We start from the raw sequence: 18,939 nt of genomic DNA, 5'->3' as shown, positions 1-18,939 counted from the left end.
TCATTATTACGTCGCGCTTTGATTTGGCTGAGCCAGCCAGCATTTCCGTAAAAGGGGAAGTCAACAAGCCGCTTGAGGTTATCCCATATATGGCTAATATGACCTTAAACGATGCTCTTTTACGATCGGGTGGCCTTAAAGAGTCGGCAGCCGCTTCTCAGGTTGAAGTGGTTCGTCGTAAACGAGATGCTGACCCAACGGCTAGAAATGCCCAGATTGCGGAAGTTTTCAAATTCAATGTCAACCGGGATTTATCACTCGGCACCGATGACAACAAGTTTGTTTTAGCCCCTTATGACCAGATCACGGTACGTCGCTCTCCCAATTATATAATTCAGACATCGGCCGGTATTGAAGGCGAAGTGATGACCCCTGGTCTCTATCCAATTCAGAGTAAGGATCAGAAAATTTCAGACTTAATTAAAATGGCAGGGGGCTTAACTCCGTTCGCTTATGTTGAAGGAGCGACTTTATTACGTGCCGTTACGCTAAGTGAGGATGAGTTGCTACGTAAAAAAGCTATAATTGACGAAGTTGGTGACAATGCGAATAAGACGGTCGTTGAAGCAGACGTAGTGACACCGAACAAACTCGAACCCATTGACATTAACTTAAAGAAAATTCTGGAAAACCCAGGTTCATCTGAAGATATTCTGGTTCAGGAAAACGATATTCTACGTATTCCTAAACTACTCGAAACGGTACGTGTTCAGGGCGAAGTGCAATTGCCCAAAACGGTCAAATATCGTTCTGGCCGCAGTTTCCGCGATTTCATAAGCGATGCCGGCGGGTTCACCACAAAATCGCAACGTCGTCTTTCGTTTGTGGTTTATGCAAATGGCTCGGTCGATCGGACACGTAAGTTTATGTTTTTCAACATCTATCCACGGATTGAACCCGGCGCGGAGGTTATTGTACCCAGAAAGACAGGTACTCCGCTTACTCCGCAACAATTGCTCAGTTCAACAGCTGGTACTATCTCCTCACTGCTTTCTGTAATCGGATTGATTATAGCATTAAGTCGAGTAGCCAATTAAAGAGAATTACAACATGACGTCTAATAACCTGACTACAACCGCAAGCCCGGTGACAACACCTCAGCCGCTGCCACCGGATCAGATTTCGCCAAAGTCTGTTGTCTTGCGCATTTTTCAGTTAAAGAACGTAGCACAGCGAAACTGGAAAATACTACTCATGCTGGTAATTTTGGGTGGAGTGATTGGTTTTATTTATGACTTGACTCACAAAAAACCGCCTATCTACAATGCCTCTATCCTATTCAATCTGGGTGGTGGATCAGCAGGAGGTGGCGGACTAGGCGAACTGGGTCAGTTAGCCGGTGCCTTTGGGTTAGGGGGCGGTGCACCTGACGCCAATATTTTTCTTGGCGACAACTTTCTTATTTATGCCACCTCCCGACCGGTTGTCGAAAAAACGCTGATGCAGCACGATACCATCAATGGAAAAGACACTTTGCTGGTGAATTACTACATCCGTCACAGCGGTATCCGCGATAAAGAATGGCAGGATAACGAAGCCATGCAATCGTTTTATTTCAAGCGGGCGAAAACCCCGAATGAATATACCAAACAGGAGCAGCTGGCCATGTCAGATATTTACAATAGGGTTGTTACGGAGATTGCGCTTAAACAACCCGAACGCAAATCATCCTTTATCGAAATTAGCGGCTTCATGGAAGATGAGCAATTAACGGCCACTTTCATCGAGAAACATCTGCAGACGATTGAGAACGATTATCAGCGCAAACAGACGAAAAAGACACGGGAAATGTATGATTTGCTTGTTAAACGAGTGGATTCGCTGGCCAAAAAAATGACGGGCACCGAAACCGCACTGGCAAAGTACATGGACCAGAACCAGCAAATGGTTGTTGCGCAGGCAAAAATTAAGGAAAGTACCTTAACACGTAATTCGACGTATCTTTCAGGTCTGTACTATTCAGCCCTGCAAAGTGCCGACAATATGCGCCTATCGCTTATCCGAGAAACGCCGTTATTTACAATCATCAAGCCCGTCTATTTTCCTCTTTATCGGGAAGTAAAGGCAACGGTCGGAATGCAGGCGGGTATTGCACTCGGCCTTATTTTATCGATCGTCGTTATTTTCCTACGAGAAACCTACCGCTCGATTATGAAGGGAGCTTAATAAATCACAGGCGATGAAGTAGACGCTTTAACCGAGTTACCTTTTTTAAGGCTTCAATACGCTATTCGTCCTGCATAAATACATTCAACCTACACTACCTATTTTGAAAACACATGAAGTAATTATACAGCCTGGCCGTTCCGAGCGACATTACTGGCGCGACTTATGGCGTAATCGGGAATTGTTATATATTCTGTCGATGCGCGATATTTCAGTACGTTATAAACAAACGGCACTTGGAACAGCCTGGGGACTGATCAGACCGCTGATCACTATGATGATCATGGTTGTCGTTTTTAGCAAGATTGCAAAATTACCCTCCGATCCGGGTGTACCCTACCCGCTGATGGTGCTGGGTGGTATTACCGTCTGGACTTTCTTTGCAACGGCTTTTACCCAGATTAGCAACAGCGTAACGATGAATTCCAATCTGGTTACGAAAGTTTATTTTCCCCGGCTTATCATGCCGATTAGTGCCATTGCAATCAGCTTTGTCGATTTTCTGGTTTCGCTGGGGTTGTTTGTACTCTTAGCCATCTGGTATCAGTTTATGCCAAGCTGGCATCTGTTTTTTTTGCCGTTTTTTATTCTGCTGGCGGTATTAGCTGCTTTTGCCTTCGGTTTATTCTTTGCGGTTATCAATGTACGGTTCCGTGATGTGGGTCAGCTTATTCCATTCCTGGTACAGGTTGGTTTTTATGCCTGCCCAATTGCCTACACAAGCCGTGTGGTTGCGGATAAGTCGTGGTATTCGATTTATACGCTTAATCCGCTGGTAGGCATTATTGATGGTTTTCGCTGGTCTTTACTCGGAGGGAAGGCCTATTTCAATCCTAATAGCCTGATAACAGCTGTACTAATTGTTGTTATATCTTTAGGCTTATCACTCTATTTTTTCCGGAAACGGGAGAATACATTTGTTGATGATATTTAACTAGTCGGTAGTCATCGATCAATACGGTTAGCAGGGAAATACGAACAACAATTGATTGATGATTATCGACTGACGACTTTTACTATGTCTGTCATTACTGTCGAGAATATAAGTAAGCAATACATTATTGACCACAAGAAGGGAAAAGGCGGCACAACGCTTCGTGATGTCATTACGGAGAACTTCCGATCCTTATTTGGAGGTAAAAAAGACACAGAAGGCCTCACGCATGAGGAATTCTGGGCGTTACGTGATGTTAGCTTTTCTATTGAACAAGGCGATCGGGTTGGTATTGTCGGCCATAATGGCGCGGGCAAATCCACCATGCTCAAAATTTTAAGCAAAATTATTGAGCCAACTACGGGTACAGTACGTATTCGCGGTCGGGTAGCCAGCTTGCTGGAAGTAGGTACCGGATTCCACCCCGAGCTAACTGGCCGGGAGAACATATACCTGAACGGGTCACTGCTGGGGATGACCCGTGGAGAGATCCGCAAACAGTTTGATGCGATTGTCGCCTTTGCTGGCGTTGAAAAATTTCTGGATACACCGGTAAAGCGATACTCTTCAGGAATGTATGTCCGGCTGGGTTTTGCGATTTCTGCGCACCTTGATCCGGAAATCATGATTGTAGACGAAGTACTGGCAGTCGGCGATGCGGAGTTTCAGAAAAAAAGTCTCGGCAAAATGCGGGATAACTCGGCCAGTGGCCGGACAATTATCTTCGTAAGTCATAACCTGACTGCTGTTCAGGCTTTGTGCAACAAGACCTTATATTTTGAAAAAGGTCGACTCATTGAACAGGGGGAAACCAACCAGGTCATTGCTTCCTACCTGAGTAAAGTATCGAAAACTCGATTGACACGTCATTGGGATAGCCCAGAAGAAGCTCCCGGCAACAATCTGGTACGTATACGTCATTTTGAATTAATACCAGAATATCAGGGCGATTTAACCCATATTGATGTGCGCACGCCTATGAAGGTGCGGTTTGAATTCTGGAATATGATGGATCGGGCCAACCTGAATCTAAGCCTTCATCTCAACTCACTAACGGGCGAATGCATCTTCAACATCGGGACTCAGTCGCAACCGTGCGGTAAGGGATTATTTGTCGGCGAATGCGTTATTCCAGGCTATTTTTTGAACGACGGCTCTTACACCATATCGATCATGGTTGTGAAAGACACGGTTACGCCAATTTATATTATGGAAGAAGGGCTTACCTTTGATGTCGAAGATTACCGCGAAGGTATTGCCTGGTACGGAAAATGGCCAGGTTACGTACGTCCGCAGTTTCCGTTTCAAATGAATATGTTGGAACCTGTTGTCAGTGAGTAATCATTTACAGATTGACGAGCGGCCGATCCGAAAGTATGGCGACTCGAAAATCACCCAATACTGACAACTAACTGACTAATGACCAACTAATGATCAACGTCACCAAATCATACCTGCCAGATCTGGAAGAGTACACAAACTACCTGAAAGAAATCTGGGAAACAGTACACCTAACTAACGACGGCCCACTCCTGCGCAAGTTAGAGTCTCAACTGAAAGAATTTCTGGGTGTAAAACACCTCAAGTTCTGCACAAACGGCACCGTTGTGCTTCAGATGGCTCTGAAGGCCCTGGGTATCAACAAAGAAGTCATTACAACCCCGTTTTCCTACGTAGCAACGACGAATGCTATACTTTGGGAAGGATGTACACCTGTTTTTGCCGACATTCGTCCTGACGATTTCAACATCGATCCCGCTAAAATTGAGCCGCTAATCACCGAAAACACACAGGCGATTATGGCTACTCATGTGTATGGCAATGCCTGCCAGATCGAGCAGATTCAGGCTATTGCGGAAAAACACAACCTGAAAGTGATCTACGATGCTGCGCATACCTTTGGCGCTACGTATAACGATCGCTCAATATTAAGTTACGGCGATGTAAGTACGTGTAGCTTTCATGCAACGAAGGTTTTCCATACCGTTGAGGGCGGCTGCATCGTAACAGATGATGACGAACTCGCTCAAAAATTACACTTCTACCGCTCATTCGGTCATCGCAACGACGATTACTTTAGCATTGGAATCAATGCAAAAAACTCGGAGTTTCATGCCGCCATGGGCCTTTGTGTGCTACCGAAGGTTCCGGACCTAATAGCCGCCCGCCGACAGGTCTTTAGCTACTACAATAATCGACTCGATTTCACTAGAATTACCCGTCCGTCACTGACGCCCGGCGTAGGCTACAATTATGCCTACTACCCTATTGTCCTGGATTCTGAAGAAACATTATTGCGGGTTGCGGATGCTCTCAAAGCCCAGGACATCACACCCCGGCGGTATTTTTATCCTTCTCTCAATAAATTACCGTTCGTCATTACGTCGGATAATGATAAAGCCCAATATTGTCCTATATCGGAGGACGTAGCACTACGCGTGCTTTGCCTACCGCTATATCCGAGTTTATCCGAGGCAGAAGTTGACCAGATTTCTGGAATAGTAAACGAAGCCATAGCAATCGTAAGCGAAAACGCGTAACGTATTGTCAGGCTATTTTCGATGAATTCACCCATTCATACGGCCTAGCGAAAATCTCGTTTTCGATCCGTAACTGCCTTCACGGTACAGTATTTTATGACTATTTTGTATCTCCTGGCGTTTTTGTTGTTTATTGGTTACGTTGGACGACTCTCAACCTCTATTTGCCGCCCTTCGTTAACAGAATGGTGGCTAACCACATTTCTATTAGGTGCAGGAAGTGTTATTTTAACCGGTTTCGTTTTATCGGCTCTTTACCAAACGGCTAATACGTTTGTGTGGGCGGGCTCAGTTTTTGTTACGTCTACCCTGCTCAGCGCTATTCTTCAGCGTCTGTTGCCCCGTCAGGAGCGTTTTTCTCTCAGGTTACTTATACGAGACAGATGGGCTTTGGGTCGAGAATGGTTTCGTGCACTTCCGACATACAACCGATTTATTTTCTCAAGCCTGTTCGCTACGCTGTTTATTATTGCCTTTACAAATCTGCTCATGGTTCTGTTTACGGTTCCGAATGAATGGGACAGTATGACCGGACACCTGAATCGGGTAATGCAGTACGTCCAACGCGGTACGATGCGCCACTTCGGAGGTACAAACTGGAATATGGACACGTATCCAAAAAGTGTCTGTACGCTTCAGATTTATACGTTTCTGATGACTGGCCATTTCGAAAATGGCTTTAAGTTTATTCATCATCTGAGTTACTGGACAGCCATTGTTGCCGTATTTGGCATTGTCCAGCGTATCGGGCAGAATAAATTATCTGCCAGCTTTTTCTGTGCCTTAACGTATGCCCTGCTTCCCGATTTTCTGATGCAGGCTATCACAACCGAAACGGATATCGTCCTGACGGCTTATCTGAGTGTACTGCTCTATATGCTGTTCACGTACCGATTTACCGTAACGGCCAATCAACCGGACAATCGCTATCTATATATGGCCGGTATGGCTTTCGGGATTGCGTTTGGCCATAAGATTACGTTCGCCCTCCTGTTACCATCGGTGTTTGTCATTATGCTCTACACCGTGTTCCTATCGCCCTCCTGGACCGTTACGTTCGAGCGGACCTGGCGATTGGCGATAGCTATTGGGGTTGGGGTTTGTTTGTGGACATTGCCAACTGGCTACCTCAAGAATATTGAAGTATTTGGCCACCCAATTGGTCCGCCGACAGCGCTGAAACACCAGTCGGTAGAGCGTGCCGGGCCGCTCAAAAATTTACTGGAGCAAGGCAGTCGAAACGTAGTACGGTATGGATACGATCACGTGAACCTTGACGGTATTCGAAATCTGGCGATTGGAGCCAGAATAAACCATATCATGCGTGAACCGCTGGTGGCGCTGGAAGACGTACTGCACATGCGCCTGGACGAAGAAACTGACTTTTCTATTCAGCCTTTTACTTTCGACCGGCGTTTTGTGTTCTACAATGCCAATCCCTACTGGGGTATATTCGGTTTTGGGCTGATCTTTCCAATGCTGTTTCTGGTGCTGATTGGTTATATCCGTTCAACGGCTCACGTATTTTTAGGACTTGCGTTGTTGTTACACTTTGCAGCACTCTCTTATTCAGCACCTTATGACCCTTTCAAAGGTCGGTATTTTATTGAGACTGGGCTGTTCGGCGTTACGTTTCTGGCGCTCTTATTCATGAATACCCGTGTGTCGATAGAATCACCGAAACGAGCGGTATGGAAAAGTTATGTAGGCCTGGTCACCGTAGTAGGCTGTATTTCTGCTTTGCTGTGCGTATTTCTGAATACACGGGCACTACCTTTTGCCTGGACGGCACCTGATGGCAGATCCTTTCCATCCGCGTTTGCGTCGGATCGTATCCAGCAGATGACGCTGGGACGCCCCGATATCTACCGGCCTTACAAGCGCTTCGACGAGTTAGTACCCGACAATGCCGTTGTTGCTCTGGCTACCATCAATGACGATTATGAGTATCCGTTATATGGCCCAAAATTGTCCAGACGACTCATTGCCATCAATCCATTTGAGCAGGGACTGAAACCCATTCCTAAAGACGCCGATTATTTATTTTTTGCCAAAAGCGTAATCACTCCTCAACCCGGTGATTTGCGGCTGGGAACAGATACGACCATGCGCAACAGCGTCATTGTGCCGGGAGAAGATTATTTTTTGCGAAAACTTAAGTAGAGACGCAACCTACTACGTCTCCATAGCCTACCACGCCTATGACTCTTGCCATCATGCAGCCTTACTTTTTGCCCTATATCGGCTACTTGCAGCTCATGAACGCTGTTGATACGTTCGTGCTGTATGACGATGTGGCGTTCATCAACCGGGGCTGGATCAACCGAAATAAGCTTTTAATCAATGGGCAGGAACATATGTTTACCGTACCGCTCAAAGACGCCAGCCAGAATAAACGGATTAACGAAGTACACCTGGCCGACGATCCAAAATGGCGCAGTAAGCTCCTGAAAACCATTGAACAAGGCTATCGGAAAGCGCCCTATTACCTAACGGTCATGCCATTGACCGAAAAAATTGTCAATTTTACTACCGATTCGATTGCTGATCTGATACACTTCAGTCTTGCTGAGCTGAAACAATATCTGGATTTGAGTACTCAGTTAATCAAATCTTCGTCGGTTTATAATAATGCAGAGCTAAAAGCGCAGACTCGTATTCTGGATATTTGTCGGCAGGAAAAAGCAACTCGTTATATAAATCCTATTGGCGGTATTGAGCTTTATGACAAGTCAGTATTTGCCGAAGCAGGCATTGAGCTGAACTTCATTAAATCGAAACGTGTCGAGTACCCACAGGGAAATCGGGGCACCGGAGCGCATGAGTTTGTGCCCTGGCTATCCATCATCGATGTTCTGATGTTCAACGACGTAACGGCTGTTAAGACAATGCTAAACGAGTACGAACTAGTTTAATCTTGAGTCGTTCAGTTAATCGTTCCTGCGTTAGCTTCACTCATTCACTCATTATATATGGCAAAAGTTATCATCTTTGGTGTGCTGGATACGGCCGAACTGGCTCACTTCTACCTTACCCACGATTCGGAACACGACGTAGTGGCTTTCGCAGTCAGTCGTGAGTATATAAAAGAAACCGAATTTCGCGGCCTGCCCGTCGTAGCGTTTGAAGAGGTCGAAACTTTATTCTCCCCTCAGGAATATAAATTCTTCGCGCCGATGACCGGCCGGAACATGAACCGAAACCGCGAACGGATTTATCTCGAAGCAAAAGCAAAAGGCTACGAATTTATTTCCTACATCAGTTCCAAAGCAACGCTATTCGGTAACCAGATTGGTGAAAACTGCTTCATTCTGGAAGACAATACGATCCAGCCCTTTACAACCATCGGTAATAACGTAGTACTCTGGAGCGGGAACCATATTGGCCACCACGGTCAGATTAAAGATCACGTTTTTTTTACATCGCACGTAGTGATGTCTGGCCACTGTGTGATCGAACCATATTGTTTTTTTGGCGTCAACAGCACCATCCGCGATTACCTGCATATTGCAACAGGCACCCTGGTTGGAATGGCTTCGGCTATTTACAAAAACACCGATGAGTGGGGATTGTATATTGGTAACCCAGCCAAAAAACTTCCTCAGCCCAGCTACGAAGCGTATTAATAAAAGAGAAGAGGGAAGAAATGACCGTTGTACTTTTCTCCCCTTCTTTTCCTCTCTCCTATCTTGAAAAATATTCTTCTCATTGGCCACGATGCCAACCGCGCCGGTGCACAACTTGTTCTGTTGAATCTGATGCGCTTGCTAAAAGCGGAGGGTATTCAGATGCGCCTGCTATTGGGCGACGGCGGGCCTCTTTTGAGCGAATACCAGGCGATCTGCCCCGTAACGATCTGGCCTGCTCCGGCCCGCTACGTTGTAGGCGCCATGAGCGATAAAGTGCTTTGGAAACTCGGCCTTTGGAATACATTTCAGGCACGCCAGTTGAAAGCGCATCAACGTGCTGTTCAGTCGCAGTTAAATCTGGAATCGGTTGATCTGGTGCTGGTCAATACCGTTACCAGCAGCCACTGGTTCAGCCAGCTTAACATTCCCGAAAAAACGCCGGTCGTTACGTTCGTACATGAGTTAGCTATGTCGGTACGTCTCTATACGCAACCAGACGAACTGGCCTATCTCCTTCGCCGGACAACGCGCATGCTAGCCGTGTCGAAGGCCACCGCCTGCTACTATGAGCAACAACATGGCTTCGATCCGGCTCGTATAACGCTCTATACCCTCATTGATACGCCGTCGCTGGAACGTAACGTGCAGCAAGCTCGCCAGCAACCCAACATTTATGAATCGTTAGGTTTGCCCGGCAACGCCTTGATTGTGGGCGGCTGCGGCAATGCGGAGTGGCGCAAAGGCAATGACCTGTTTGTTACGTTGGCGCGTCAGGTGATTGGCCGGGCGTCCGACACAATTACCGAACCCGTTCATTTTGTCTGGGTCGGTGTACCAACTGGAACGCTACGGGACGACCTGCTTTTAGACATTAACAAAGCGGGTTTAGCGGACCGGGTGCATCTGATTCCACCAACGCCGGACGTACTGCGGTACATGAGCCATTTCGACGTATTTGTACTTTGTTCCCGCGAAGACCCCTACCCGCTTGTTGTATTTGAAGCAGGGTTAAGTAACCTACCCGTTGTGTGTTTTGAAGGTGCTGGCGGTGCTCCCGAACTGATCGAAACAGATGGTGGTTACGTAGTACCTTACCTCGACCTCGACACGATGAGCAGCCGAATTCTTGAGCTACTTCGTCGGCCGGATTTACGTAGTACAATGGGTAAACGGTTAGCGCAGAAAATTCTGGAGCGGCACCCCGCACAGCAAAGCGTCCAAACTCTCGTAACTTTGTTCAATCAACTGACTCGGCCATAGTTCCCAACAGGGCTTTGCCGTGCTCGCCATATGACTCTTGCGTTTACCATTTGTTCGATAAATTATTTAGCCCAGGCCCGAACGCTTGGCGATTCACTACGTCAGACAAATCCAGATTATCAATACGTTATCGGACTGGTCGATAAACTAAGTGAGTCTAGTTTGCCAGCTGGTCTGATGCCCGACTATCCAATGCTGGAAGTCGATAAAATTGGGATAGCCGACTTTGCGGCCATGTGCGACCGGTACGATATTACAGAGCTGAACACAGCCGTAAAACCCTTTTTTATCGACTATTTCTACAAAAACAAGCCTGAAGCTACCGAGGTCATTTACTTTGATCCTGATATTATTGTCTTCCAGCCGTTACGTCGATTGAATGAAGCGCTGAAACAATATAGTCTGGTTCTGACACCGCATACCTGCTCGCCCACTCCCGATTGGGAACGCCCGAATGAGCAGCATCATCTCAACACAGGTATTTTCAATCTGGGCTTTATTGGCTTACGTAACGATGCTACAGCCCGGCAATTTGTGGATTGGTGGAAAGACCGCTTGATTTATGAATGTCGAATAGACCTTTGCGAGGGCCTTTTCGTCGATCAGCACTGGGTCAATTTTGCGCCCGTTTATTACGACAACGTATTGATTGAAAAGCATTTGGGCTATAACGTCGCTTACTGGAATCTGCATGAACGGTATTTTTCGCAGACGGTTTCGGGCGAGTGGCAAATCAATGGAAAGCAGCAGGAATCGCAGGACGTAGCAGCGCCTGAGTTATTACAGTTTTTTCATTTTAGCGGCTACAATCCCGACCGTCCCGACGAAATTTCCAAGTATCAAACCCGGTATGGATTTGCGGGTTCAGCCAACGTAACACCTGGTAAATCAGTCCGATACGTTGATCGACCGGAGCAGCAACGCCCTGATGTCCGCCCTCTGTTCGATTTGTACCGGGAGCGATTGCTGGAAAATCACAACGAACAGTACCGCGGATATCCCTGCGTTTATATTAAACCGCCCGTAGTGCTACGTTATAAGCGAGTGCGTAAATTGCTGAAATCTCCTTTTAACCGAGTTATTGCGCTGTTAGAATCTCGTCAAGTATGAGTAATTGGTTTGGTCTCACATTATTTGGCTCCTCAAACGGCTCGGCAGAAGGACCTAAGTTCCAGGAATTATGGCGTTATCGATACAAAAAAGTAGCCCATCTTCTTGAGCGGTCGCGTTCCGTTTCAGCAAAATATCGTCAGTTAAAGCAGATCAAAAAACAGATCGGCAACCGCCCTTTAGTGTCCATAATTTTATCGGAACAAATGGGCGACATTATCGCCTGTGAGCCGGTTGCCCGCGAAGTTCGTAAGCTTCATCCTGACGGATATATTATCTGGGTTGTTCGGCCAGCTTTCGTTGATCTGGTAAAATACAATCCCAATCTGGATGGCTACCTCCTTGAAACATGCCCCGGCGAACGGGTTCAGTTGCTTAAGACAGGTATTTACGATAAGGTGTATAACCTGCATATTTCGCACCGAAAGTGTCAGTACTGCCCTGATGACCCTATCAATCCAATAGCCGATCAAATCGGTCTAACCTTCGACAATTACTACCATCGGGGCGATTTATTGTACATGTTTTCGCAGGCCGCTGGCCTTCCGGCTTTGACCGCCGACCCAAAAATGTATATTCCGGAAGAGGTTCAGTATAAAGTTGAATCCTTACAATTGCCTGCTGGACCAATTGTCATTCATTGCCAGTCCAGCCACGTAGCGCGCGACTGGCCCGCAGCCAACTGGAACAAACTGGTGCAGTGGTTGCTTGCTACGTATCCATATCCGGTTATTGAAGTTGGCTTAACACCCACCGTTACCGTAACGCATCCGAAATTCCGTAGTTTGTGCGGCCAGCTGAGTTTGCTGGAAACCGCCGAAGTGATTCGACAGGCCCGGCTGTTTATTGGCATCGACAGCGGTCCGGCTCATATGGCAAACGCAACAGGTGTCGATGCGATTCTCCTACTGGGTAAGTTATACGATTTTGTCGACTACCTGCCTTATTCCGGACGTTATAAACGGGGCGAGGGCGTAACTATCCTGAATGATTTTGGCCACCCCTGTGCCGAACTACCCTATCAGTGGGTACAGGATGCGGTGCAACAGCGCTTAGGCCAACCTAAACTCTTATGAATCAGCCTTCTACAGCGCGTGTCAACGTAGTACTGCCGGTTTATAAGGCGCAGCTGACCGATTATGAGCGCATTTCGATGACGCAGTGCGTACGTATGCTGGGCCATTACCCGATCTGGCTGGCGGCTCCCCACTCGCTCGACATTTCCGCTTATCGCGAAATACTTCCTACCGTACAAGCCCGGACGTTTGACGACAGTTATTTTACGGATGTTCAGGGCTATAATCGCCTGATGCTGTCCGAAGAATTTTATCAGTCCTTCAGCGATCAGGAGTATCTATTGATACATCAACTGGATGCGTTTGTATTTCGGGATGAGCTGGCCTACTGGTGTCGGCAGGGATACGATTATATCGGAGCGCCCTGGCTCCGAGATCGTGATTTTACCAGTACAATCGACCAGATTGACTTTACGATTCGGAAACGTGTCGCCACTTGGCTCAACATGAAAAAACCGGATGGCATCACCCCCCGCGAGATCATTAATCTGAATACAGTTGGCAACGGTGGGCTGACGCTACGTCGTGTGGCGGCCATGTTACGTTATATCAAGCCGTTCAAAGAGAAAATTGCTGAATACGAAGCCCAGCACATGTATCAGTACCACGAAGACGTTTTCTGGAGCGTTGAAGTGAATCGATATTGGCCTAGGCTACGGATTCCGGGTTATCGAAAAGCGCTGCATTTTTCAATTGAATTTTTCCCGAAATGGGCTGTTGAGCATTACAATAACGGCCAGCTGCCCTTTGGGTGTCATGCCTGGAATATCCACGGAACCGATTACTGGAGACCCATTTTTGCCCGTTATGGGTACCAAATTTAAGCGTTTTGATGACTGAGCCCACCCGACCTACCGTTTCAATTGCGCTTTGCACCTACAACGGAAAAGCTTATTTACCCGCGCAATGGCAGAGCTTACTCAACCAGCAGCAGCGGCCGGATGAAGTTGTTGTTTCCGACGATCTTTCTACCGATGGAACAGTCGAATTGATTGAGCAGTTAGCTGCCGAAGCCCCATTTTCGGTACGTATTCTAAAAAATTCTGAACGTCTGGGTTCCAATAAAAATTTTGAGCGCGCTTTATCTGCCTGCACAGGCGACCTGATTTTTCTGTGCGACCAGGACGATTTCTGGCTACCAGAAAAAATTAGCACCATGACTCAATTCATGGTAGAGAACCCAGACCTTCAGATTGCCTTCTGCGACGCCTGGGTTACCGATGAACGTCTGGAAGGACGCCAGGGCCGATTTTGGGAAGTTGTACGGTTCGATAAACGCGCGCAGAGCCGCTGGCAATCGGGAGAAACGATGGACGTATTACTGGACGGCAACCGTGTCATGGGATGCGCTATGGTTGTTCGGCGCTCTTTTTTACTGATTGTGCTGCCCATTCCGAACGACGTTCCTGGTTATATTTATGACGGATGGATGGCCCTGGTAGCTGCGGCACGTAACACGATTCAATTCGTTGATCAGCCATTACAGCTCTACCGCACCCATGCTCAACAACAAATTGGTGTCCGCGAACAGGCGGCTCCCGATCCGGTAAGGCTCAAAGATCGGTTCAGCCGACACCGGGCTGGTAAGCTGGCTCCGCTACGTAGTAAACAGAATCAGCTAACGCAAATCAATACGTTCCTGGCCGATCGTATTCCTCCCAGCGCACCCGGTATTTCTCAGCTTCACAGACGATTGGCTCATTTCACGATGCGTAGTAACCTGCCGTCTAACCGACTGTTTAGGCTCTGGCCGGTATTAAAAAGCCTGGGATTGGGTAACTACAATCGGTATGCCGATGCCTCGGCAAATTGGTATGCGCCCTACCTGGCCGTTTTGGGCGATATATTGGAATAACGTAGTTTTGCGATCTGTGTTAATAACGATCTGTACCATCCGCCAACTGCCCCAGGCTTTCGCACTGGCCGACAGTTTTGTAAAATATGCCACCAGCCATGCGTCTGCTTCGGTTGTGATTGGCTTAGCCGACGACCCAGGCCAATTACCCGCTGGCTTTAATTCACCCTATCCGCTTTTGCCGGTTCGTGAACTGCTCTCGGCTGAACAACTTACTACGTTATCCGCTACGTATACGCCAACTGAATTTGCTGCGGCCTGCAAACCATTGCTTATTGCAGAAGCTTTCCGACGGTATCCTGCTGTTGATTTACTTGTTTACGCCGATCCGAATATTCATTTTCTGGCTCCTCTCACGCCTATCTGGGAGCAACTTTCCAGGGCAAATATTCTACTCACACCTTTTATCACTCGTAATCCGCAAGATACGCACTGGCCCGACGAAAAATTTTTTCAGAATGTTGGTCTCTACAGTTCCGATTTTTTAGCCTTCCGCCGTTCCGACGAAACAGATCGAATGCTGATTTGGTGGGATGATCGGGTTCGAAGTCGCGCTTACATTGACTACTGCGCAGGACTATGTTTAGACCAGCTCTGGCTAATGCATGTACCTGTCTTCTTCCGCGATGTTGTTGTCGTTCGGAACCCCGGTTGGCACGTAGCACTCTGGAATCTGCCCGAGCGACAGGTTCGACAGGAACGTAACGGCTGGCTGGCTAGTGGCCCGACTGGACAGAATCAGTCCTTGCTGTTTGCAAATTTCAAGGGTATGCAAAATCCCAATGAAGGATTGTTCCCGCATCAGAATCGTCTTCGGCTTCCCGACCGACCTGAAGTAGCTCAGTTGCTAAACGGGTATCGGCAAGCGCTGGCGGTTTATTCAGCCTTACGGATTAATGAAATTTCCCCTGCCTACGGACAGAAACCGGAGCCGGTAGTGTTACGTAGCTGGCGCTATATAACCGTCAAGTCGTTGCGAAAAATTACACGCTTCCTTGATGAAGTATATCTTCCAGCCGTCCGATAGTTGAGCGGTGTTGTCATAATTCTAGTCTAGAACGATTCCTATAGCAAGCCCTCCCCAGGGTATTACGTTATGGTCAGTTACGACGGGGCTTATCTGCGCTTTCCAGAAACCAGTGGTACGTTCATTAAATAGAAAGTAACGCCGGATGCCTAGTATGGGTCCGTACAAGTAATTAACCGTAGTGGTTGAGTTAACCAGATAAGCTCCTCCAAGGCCAATTTCGGCAAACATGGATTTCAGGGGAACCTGAGGTGGGCAATCTTTTACATTCGGATTCAGCAAAATATTCCACGTAACTGACTGAGGAACAGTAGCCATACTGTACCGAGCCCCTAAGTAACCAAGTCCTCCCCGTAACGTAACGAAACTCTTTTTAAACTGTACAGGAATGTATTCAATATTGACTGAGAAAGCAGAACCTACTCCACCTGCCTCAGCGGTTGCCGCCCATTTCCAGGACCTGAGCTGTGATTGATAACGCTGCGCATATAAAGTTACGGGCAATAGAAAAAAGAGGATAAACGGAATCCTGATCGTGTGCATTAATTGATGTAAGCGAATAGCGATTTGAGTTCTGTTCTTCGAAAAGCTGCCAAACTCATTTAGCAAATGGAAAAGCTCAGCATGAATAAATCTGGCTTTAATCCAAGTTATAAGATGAAGGTATTATCCTATAGCCCTCGCGAATCTACATCAAAAATCAAGACCGGCCTGGTAAATTCTTCGTAAAAGGCTTTTCCCTGCGTTAACGTATTTAAGGGTCAAATACTATCTGCAGGCTCAACACAAAGGAGTAATTCAAAACACTACGTATTCTATACCCAACGCTGCCAATAACATTTAGCCTGACTGCCCGGTTAAGCAAGTGCTTTATTTTATTACTAATCTCTACTGTCAGATGAGTGCTCAATCAGAAAATCTAAAGGTAATCTTTTACGAACCAGCGGCCGATACCAGGGCAGCCAGCATTGTGGCCGACGGGTATTTTAGCTTTGTGCCAACCTTCAAAGAAGGTGATACCATCAATATTGCTTTCACACAAAAAAAGGCGGTAAATACTCCTGTTCATGATCCCATCGGCCATAAAACGCACCGCGTTATCAAGACGGACTGGGTAATTATGATTGATGAGTCGACAAAAGAAGCATTGGCCACTCTGGTTGTTTCAGTGGATAAGATCGAATCGACAGGCGCGCAAACCGATTATCCTTCTCTGGTTGCTACACATTCTTGATGGCTATTTCACAAAACTGATCTACCCGTAACATGCTAAAGCTTTTAGCCGATAAGACTACGGCTAAAAGCTTTAGCTACAATTAAATACGTTGTTGAGTCGGTATAGATTACTGCTTTTCCTGAACGACACTTTATTAACGGTTGCCCAGGCCCGGCACTCAGTTTCTTCATTCGATATCCCGCGATTTTCATAACATTCTTCAATGGGTTCGGCTTGCCAGTTTTGCTTGTCGACATAACAGGTTTTGTCCTGCGAAAAATCTTGCTTTTTCCATACTACGTTACTGCTGTTTATAGTAGCTTGCGATTCGCTACGTTGTAAGAACCTGACTTAATTAATTTTTAGGCTATGGAAACGACAGGCCCTTCGTCTGAGGAACAGCTACCTGCCCCTGAACAGCAGCAATTTGAGGCAGCAAATGATTTTCTGGAAACCTGCGATCGCCTGTCTACTGGTTACGAAAGCGGTTTTTACTGGGAAGATGTCCAGCGGGCTTTACGCATAGCCGCTGGTTTAGAAAAATGGCCCGATTGACCTTGAGAAGTTATGCCTCTGATTAGAGCTATCCATCAGGCAATCTACTTTATGGTTGAACTCAGCATGCTGGCTTCTTTGAGCTACGCTGGTTTTTCCAGCGCTTACCATAACTATTTGCTAGGCATCGGTCTGCCTTTATCCGCCATCATACTGTGGGGAATATTTGCCGCTCCAAGGTCTACGTACCGGTTAGACCTCCCCTATCGCTCCCTGTTTACCATATCCTTATTCGGTTTATCAGCTTTTTTATTGTACCAAACCGGCCAGGCTCATCTAGCCATTCTCTTCGGCTCCATTGCTCTGCTAAGCGAAATCATTGCACTGCTCTTACAGGATTAACGGCAGAACCATTATTCTATAAATGATCAGCGTCTCGATAAATTCTTAGAGAAAAAAGGAAGCATTTTCTGTTCAATACGTTCTGCAATGCGATTGAGGTGGTCTCCTTCATACTCCTCATAGGTGTGCGCTATCTGATAATTGGTTAAGACCTGATCCAGAACTTTAATGCTGGCAGCGATACTCTGGTCTTTGTTACCGGCATCAAAGGCAAACCCTGTCAGTTGCTTCAGGTTAGATATATATTGATCAATCGTGGCCAGGGGAGCATTGGCAGTCCATTTTGCGGCTATGTCTGGCTGAGGTTGGCCATTCTCAACCGGCAGATCAATAAAAAACGGTGGTTTGGCTGGATTTGGTGACCAGGCAGCCGCCGAGGCAAATGTGGCCTGTGTCATAAAATCAGCTTTATCGATGTCATCCAGGTTTTTTACAGCTTCCATTTTGGCAACCGCTTCGGGATTGACCGGGCGATTGTTGCCGGGCGTCATACAACAAGGACTCAGCAAGTAGAGACTAGAGAAGATTTCCGGGTGTTTCTGTCCAATACGTATACTTCCATAACCTCCCATTGAATGTCCAGCCAATCCACGACTGGACGCCTTGGGAATCGTGCGATAATGCTGGTCCATGTAGGTAACCAGTTCTTTAGCAACAAAATCTTCCCAATTGCCCGTCGTAACTGAGTTAGAGTACATGCTGCCCCGAAAGCGCGTATATGCATTGGGGGTTACGATGATCATTTCCTGGATCTGCCCATCTGTAAAAGCTTTATCAACAACAAGTGGTAAGTTTATCCAATGCTTGGTTACTCCGTACCATTGCGCGTCATTATCCGTAAATCCATGCAGAAAATATACGACTGGGTAACGCCGTTTTGATTCTGCTTTATAACTGGGAGGAAGATAAATGGATACGTCCCGATCGGGCGAATCGCCCGCAAGATTTCCTTCAAGTCCTTTCCCATGAACCTTAATACGTTCTACAGAACCATGTAGCGTCGATTGACAGAATCCCTCTATGCTGAAAAAATAAAGAAAAGACAGCATAAGAATATGTGAGCCCAGTAAGTTATGTGGATGAATGAATATTTTCTTCATGATGGACGGGTTGGCTACTGATGTTAAATACAAAGAACCGTTACGGCTACATCTAACCTAATCAGACAATAGTGAAAACGTGAAGTCAGTTAGAATCGCTATAGTTTTGGCGCTTATAACTGACTTAAC

At 46.8% G+C, this 18,939-nt stretch carries 19 protein-coding genes; 17 read left to right on the top strand and 2 right to left on the bottom strand.

Annotation, left to right across the window (positions count from 1 at the left end):
- From ACOJS8_RS09540 to ACOJS8_RS09475, 14 genes are all read left to right on the top strand, one after another.
- Positions 1-1,037, top strand: a 1,037-nt coding sequence (locus ACOJS8_RS09540) for an SLBB domain-containing protein (RefSeq protein WP_420148306.1), incomplete at its 5' end; no start/stop codon positions are given.
- A 13-nt stretch (positions 1,038-1,050) separates the two neighbouring features.
- Positions 1,051-2,166, top strand: coding sequence for a hypothetical protein (locus tag ACOJS8_RS09535; RefSeq protein WP_420148305.1), 1,116 nt, complete (start codon positions 1,051-1,053; stop codon positions 2,164-2,166).
- A 103-nt stretch (positions 2,167-2,269) separates the two neighbouring features.
- The gene (locus tag ACOJS8_RS09530; protein ID WP_420148304.1) at positions 2,270-3,100 is read left to right on the top strand and encodes an ABC transporter permease; all 831 of its coding nucleotides are present in this window, start codon (positions 2,270-2,272) and stop codon (positions 3,098-3,100) included.
- An 84-nt stretch (positions 3,101-3,184) separates the two neighbouring features.
- Entirely contained in the window at positions 3,185-4,441 is a 1,257-nt protein-coding gene (locus tag ACOJS8_RS09525; RefSeq protein ID WP_420148303.1) for a polysaccharide ABC transporter ATP-binding protein, read from the top strand.
- Positions 4,442-4,530: 89 nt separating this feature from the next.
- Positions 4,531-5,640 carry a DegT/DnrJ/EryC1/StrS family aminotransferase gene (locus ACOJS8_RS09520; RefSeq protein WP_420148302.1) on the top strand — a complete coding sequence of 370 codons (1,110 nt, stop codon included), beginning with the start codon at positions 4,531-4,533 and terminating at the stop codon, positions 5,638-5,640.
- A 96-nt stretch (positions 5,641-5,736) separates the two neighbouring features.
- On the top strand, positions 5,737-7,803 hold the full coding sequence (locus ACOJS8_RS09515) for an ArnT family glycosyltransferase (RefSeq protein WP_420148301.1): 2,067 nt from the start codon (positions 5,737-5,739) through the stop codon (positions 7,801-7,803).
- 38 nt (positions 7,804-7,841) lie between these two features.
- On the top strand, positions 7,842-8,555 hold the full coding sequence (locus ACOJS8_RS09510) for a WbqC family protein (protein ID WP_420148300.1): 714 nt from the start codon (positions 7,842-7,844) through the stop codon (positions 8,553-8,555).
- Between the two features lie 57 nt (positions 8,556-8,612).
- Positions 8,613-9,266: an acetyltransferase gene (locus tag ACOJS8_RS09505; protein WP_420148299.1), complete on the top strand. Its 654-nt coding sequence runs from the start codon at positions 8,613-8,615 to the stop codon at positions 9,264-9,266.
- A 63-nt stretch (positions 9,267-9,329) separates the two neighbouring features.
- Complete coding sequence (locus tag ACOJS8_RS09500) at positions 9,330-10,529, top strand: glycosyltransferase family 4 protein (protein ID WP_420148298.1); 1,200 nt, start codon at positions 9,330-9,332, stop codon at positions 10,527-10,529.
- Positions 10,530-10,559: 30 nt separating this feature from the next.
- Complete coding sequence (locus tag ACOJS8_RS09495) at positions 10,560-11,639, top strand: glycosyl transferase (RefSeq protein WP_420148297.1); 1,080 nt, start codon at positions 10,560-10,562, stop codon at positions 11,637-11,639.
- Complete coding sequence (locus tag ACOJS8_RS09490; protein WP_420148296.1) at positions 11,636-12,715, top strand: glycosyltransferase family 9 protein; 1,080 nt, start codon at positions 11,636-11,638, stop codon at positions 12,713-12,715. The genes ACOJS8_RS09495 and ACOJS8_RS09490 overlap by 4 nt, the downstream gene beginning before the upstream one ends.
- Entirely contained in the window at positions 12,712-13,539 is an 828-nt protein-coding gene (locus tag ACOJS8_RS09485) for a DUF5672 family protein (protein WP_420148295.1), read from the top strand. Before ACOJS8_RS09490 ends, ACOJS8_RS09485 begins: the two co-directional genes overlap by 4 nt.
- An 8-nt stretch (positions 13,540-13,547) precedes the next feature.
- Positions 13,548-14,570: a glycosyltransferase family 2 protein gene (locus ACOJS8_RS09480; protein ID WP_420148294.1), complete on the top strand. Its 1,023-nt coding sequence runs from the start codon at positions 13,548-13,550 to the stop codon at positions 14,568-14,570.
- 16 nt (positions 14,571-14,586) lie between these two features.
- Positions 14,587-15,597, top strand: coding sequence for a hypothetical protein (locus tag ACOJS8_RS09475; RefSeq protein WP_420148293.1), 1,011 nt, complete (start codon positions 14,587-14,589; stop codon positions 15,595-15,597).
- A gap of 21 nt (positions 15,598-15,618) precedes the next feature.
- On the opposite strand, the gene ACOJS8_RS09470 is transcribed toward ACOJS8_RS09475, so the two are convergent.
- The gene (locus ACOJS8_RS09470; protein WP_420148292.1) at positions 15,619-16,140 is read right to left on the bottom strand and encodes a hypothetical protein; all 522 of its coding nucleotides are present in this window, start codon (positions 16,138-16,140) and stop codon (positions 15,619-15,621) included.
- 355 nt (positions 16,141-16,495) lie between these two features.
- Between ACOJS8_RS09470 and ACOJS8_RS09465 the strand changes: the two genes are divergently transcribed.
- From ACOJS8_RS09465 to ACOJS8_RS09455, 3 genes are all read left to right on the top strand, one after another.
- The gene (locus tag ACOJS8_RS09465) at positions 16,496-16,831 is read left to right on the top strand and encodes a hypothetical protein (protein ID WP_420148291.1); all 336 of its coding nucleotides are present in this window, start codon (positions 16,496-16,498) and stop codon (positions 16,829-16,831) included.
- Positions 16,832-17,182: 351 nt separating this feature from the next.
- Positions 17,183-17,368, top strand: a complete 186-nt coding sequence (locus ACOJS8_RS09460) for a hypothetical protein (RefSeq protein WP_420148290.1) — start codon at positions 17,183-17,185, stop codon at positions 17,366-17,368.
- Between the two features lie 12 nt (positions 17,369-17,380).
- Positions 17,381-17,710 (top strand): YrdB family protein, encoded by a 330-nt coding sequence (locus ACOJS8_RS09455; RefSeq protein WP_420148289.1) that lies wholly within the window; start codon positions 17,381-17,383, stop codon positions 17,708-17,710.
- Positions 17,711-17,736: 26 nt separating this feature from the next.
- Here the strand turns inward: ACOJS8_RS09455 and ACOJS8_RS09450 are convergent, their stop codons facing one another.
- Positions 17,737-18,759 (bottom strand): alpha/beta hydrolase, encoded by a 1,023-nt coding sequence (locus ACOJS8_RS09450; RefSeq protein WP_420148307.1) that lies wholly within the window; start codon positions 18,757-18,759, stop codon positions 17,737-17,739.
- Between the last annotated feature and the right edge of the window lie 180 nt (positions 18,760-18,939).

The sequence above is a fragment of the Spirosoma sp. genome (assembly GCF_048594605.1).
Lineage (GTDB): Bacteria > Bacteroidota > Bacteroidia > Cytophagales > Spirosomataceae > Spirosoma.
Note: the sequence above shows the minus strand (reverse complement) of the source record. Positions and strands in the feature narration are given on the sequence as shown.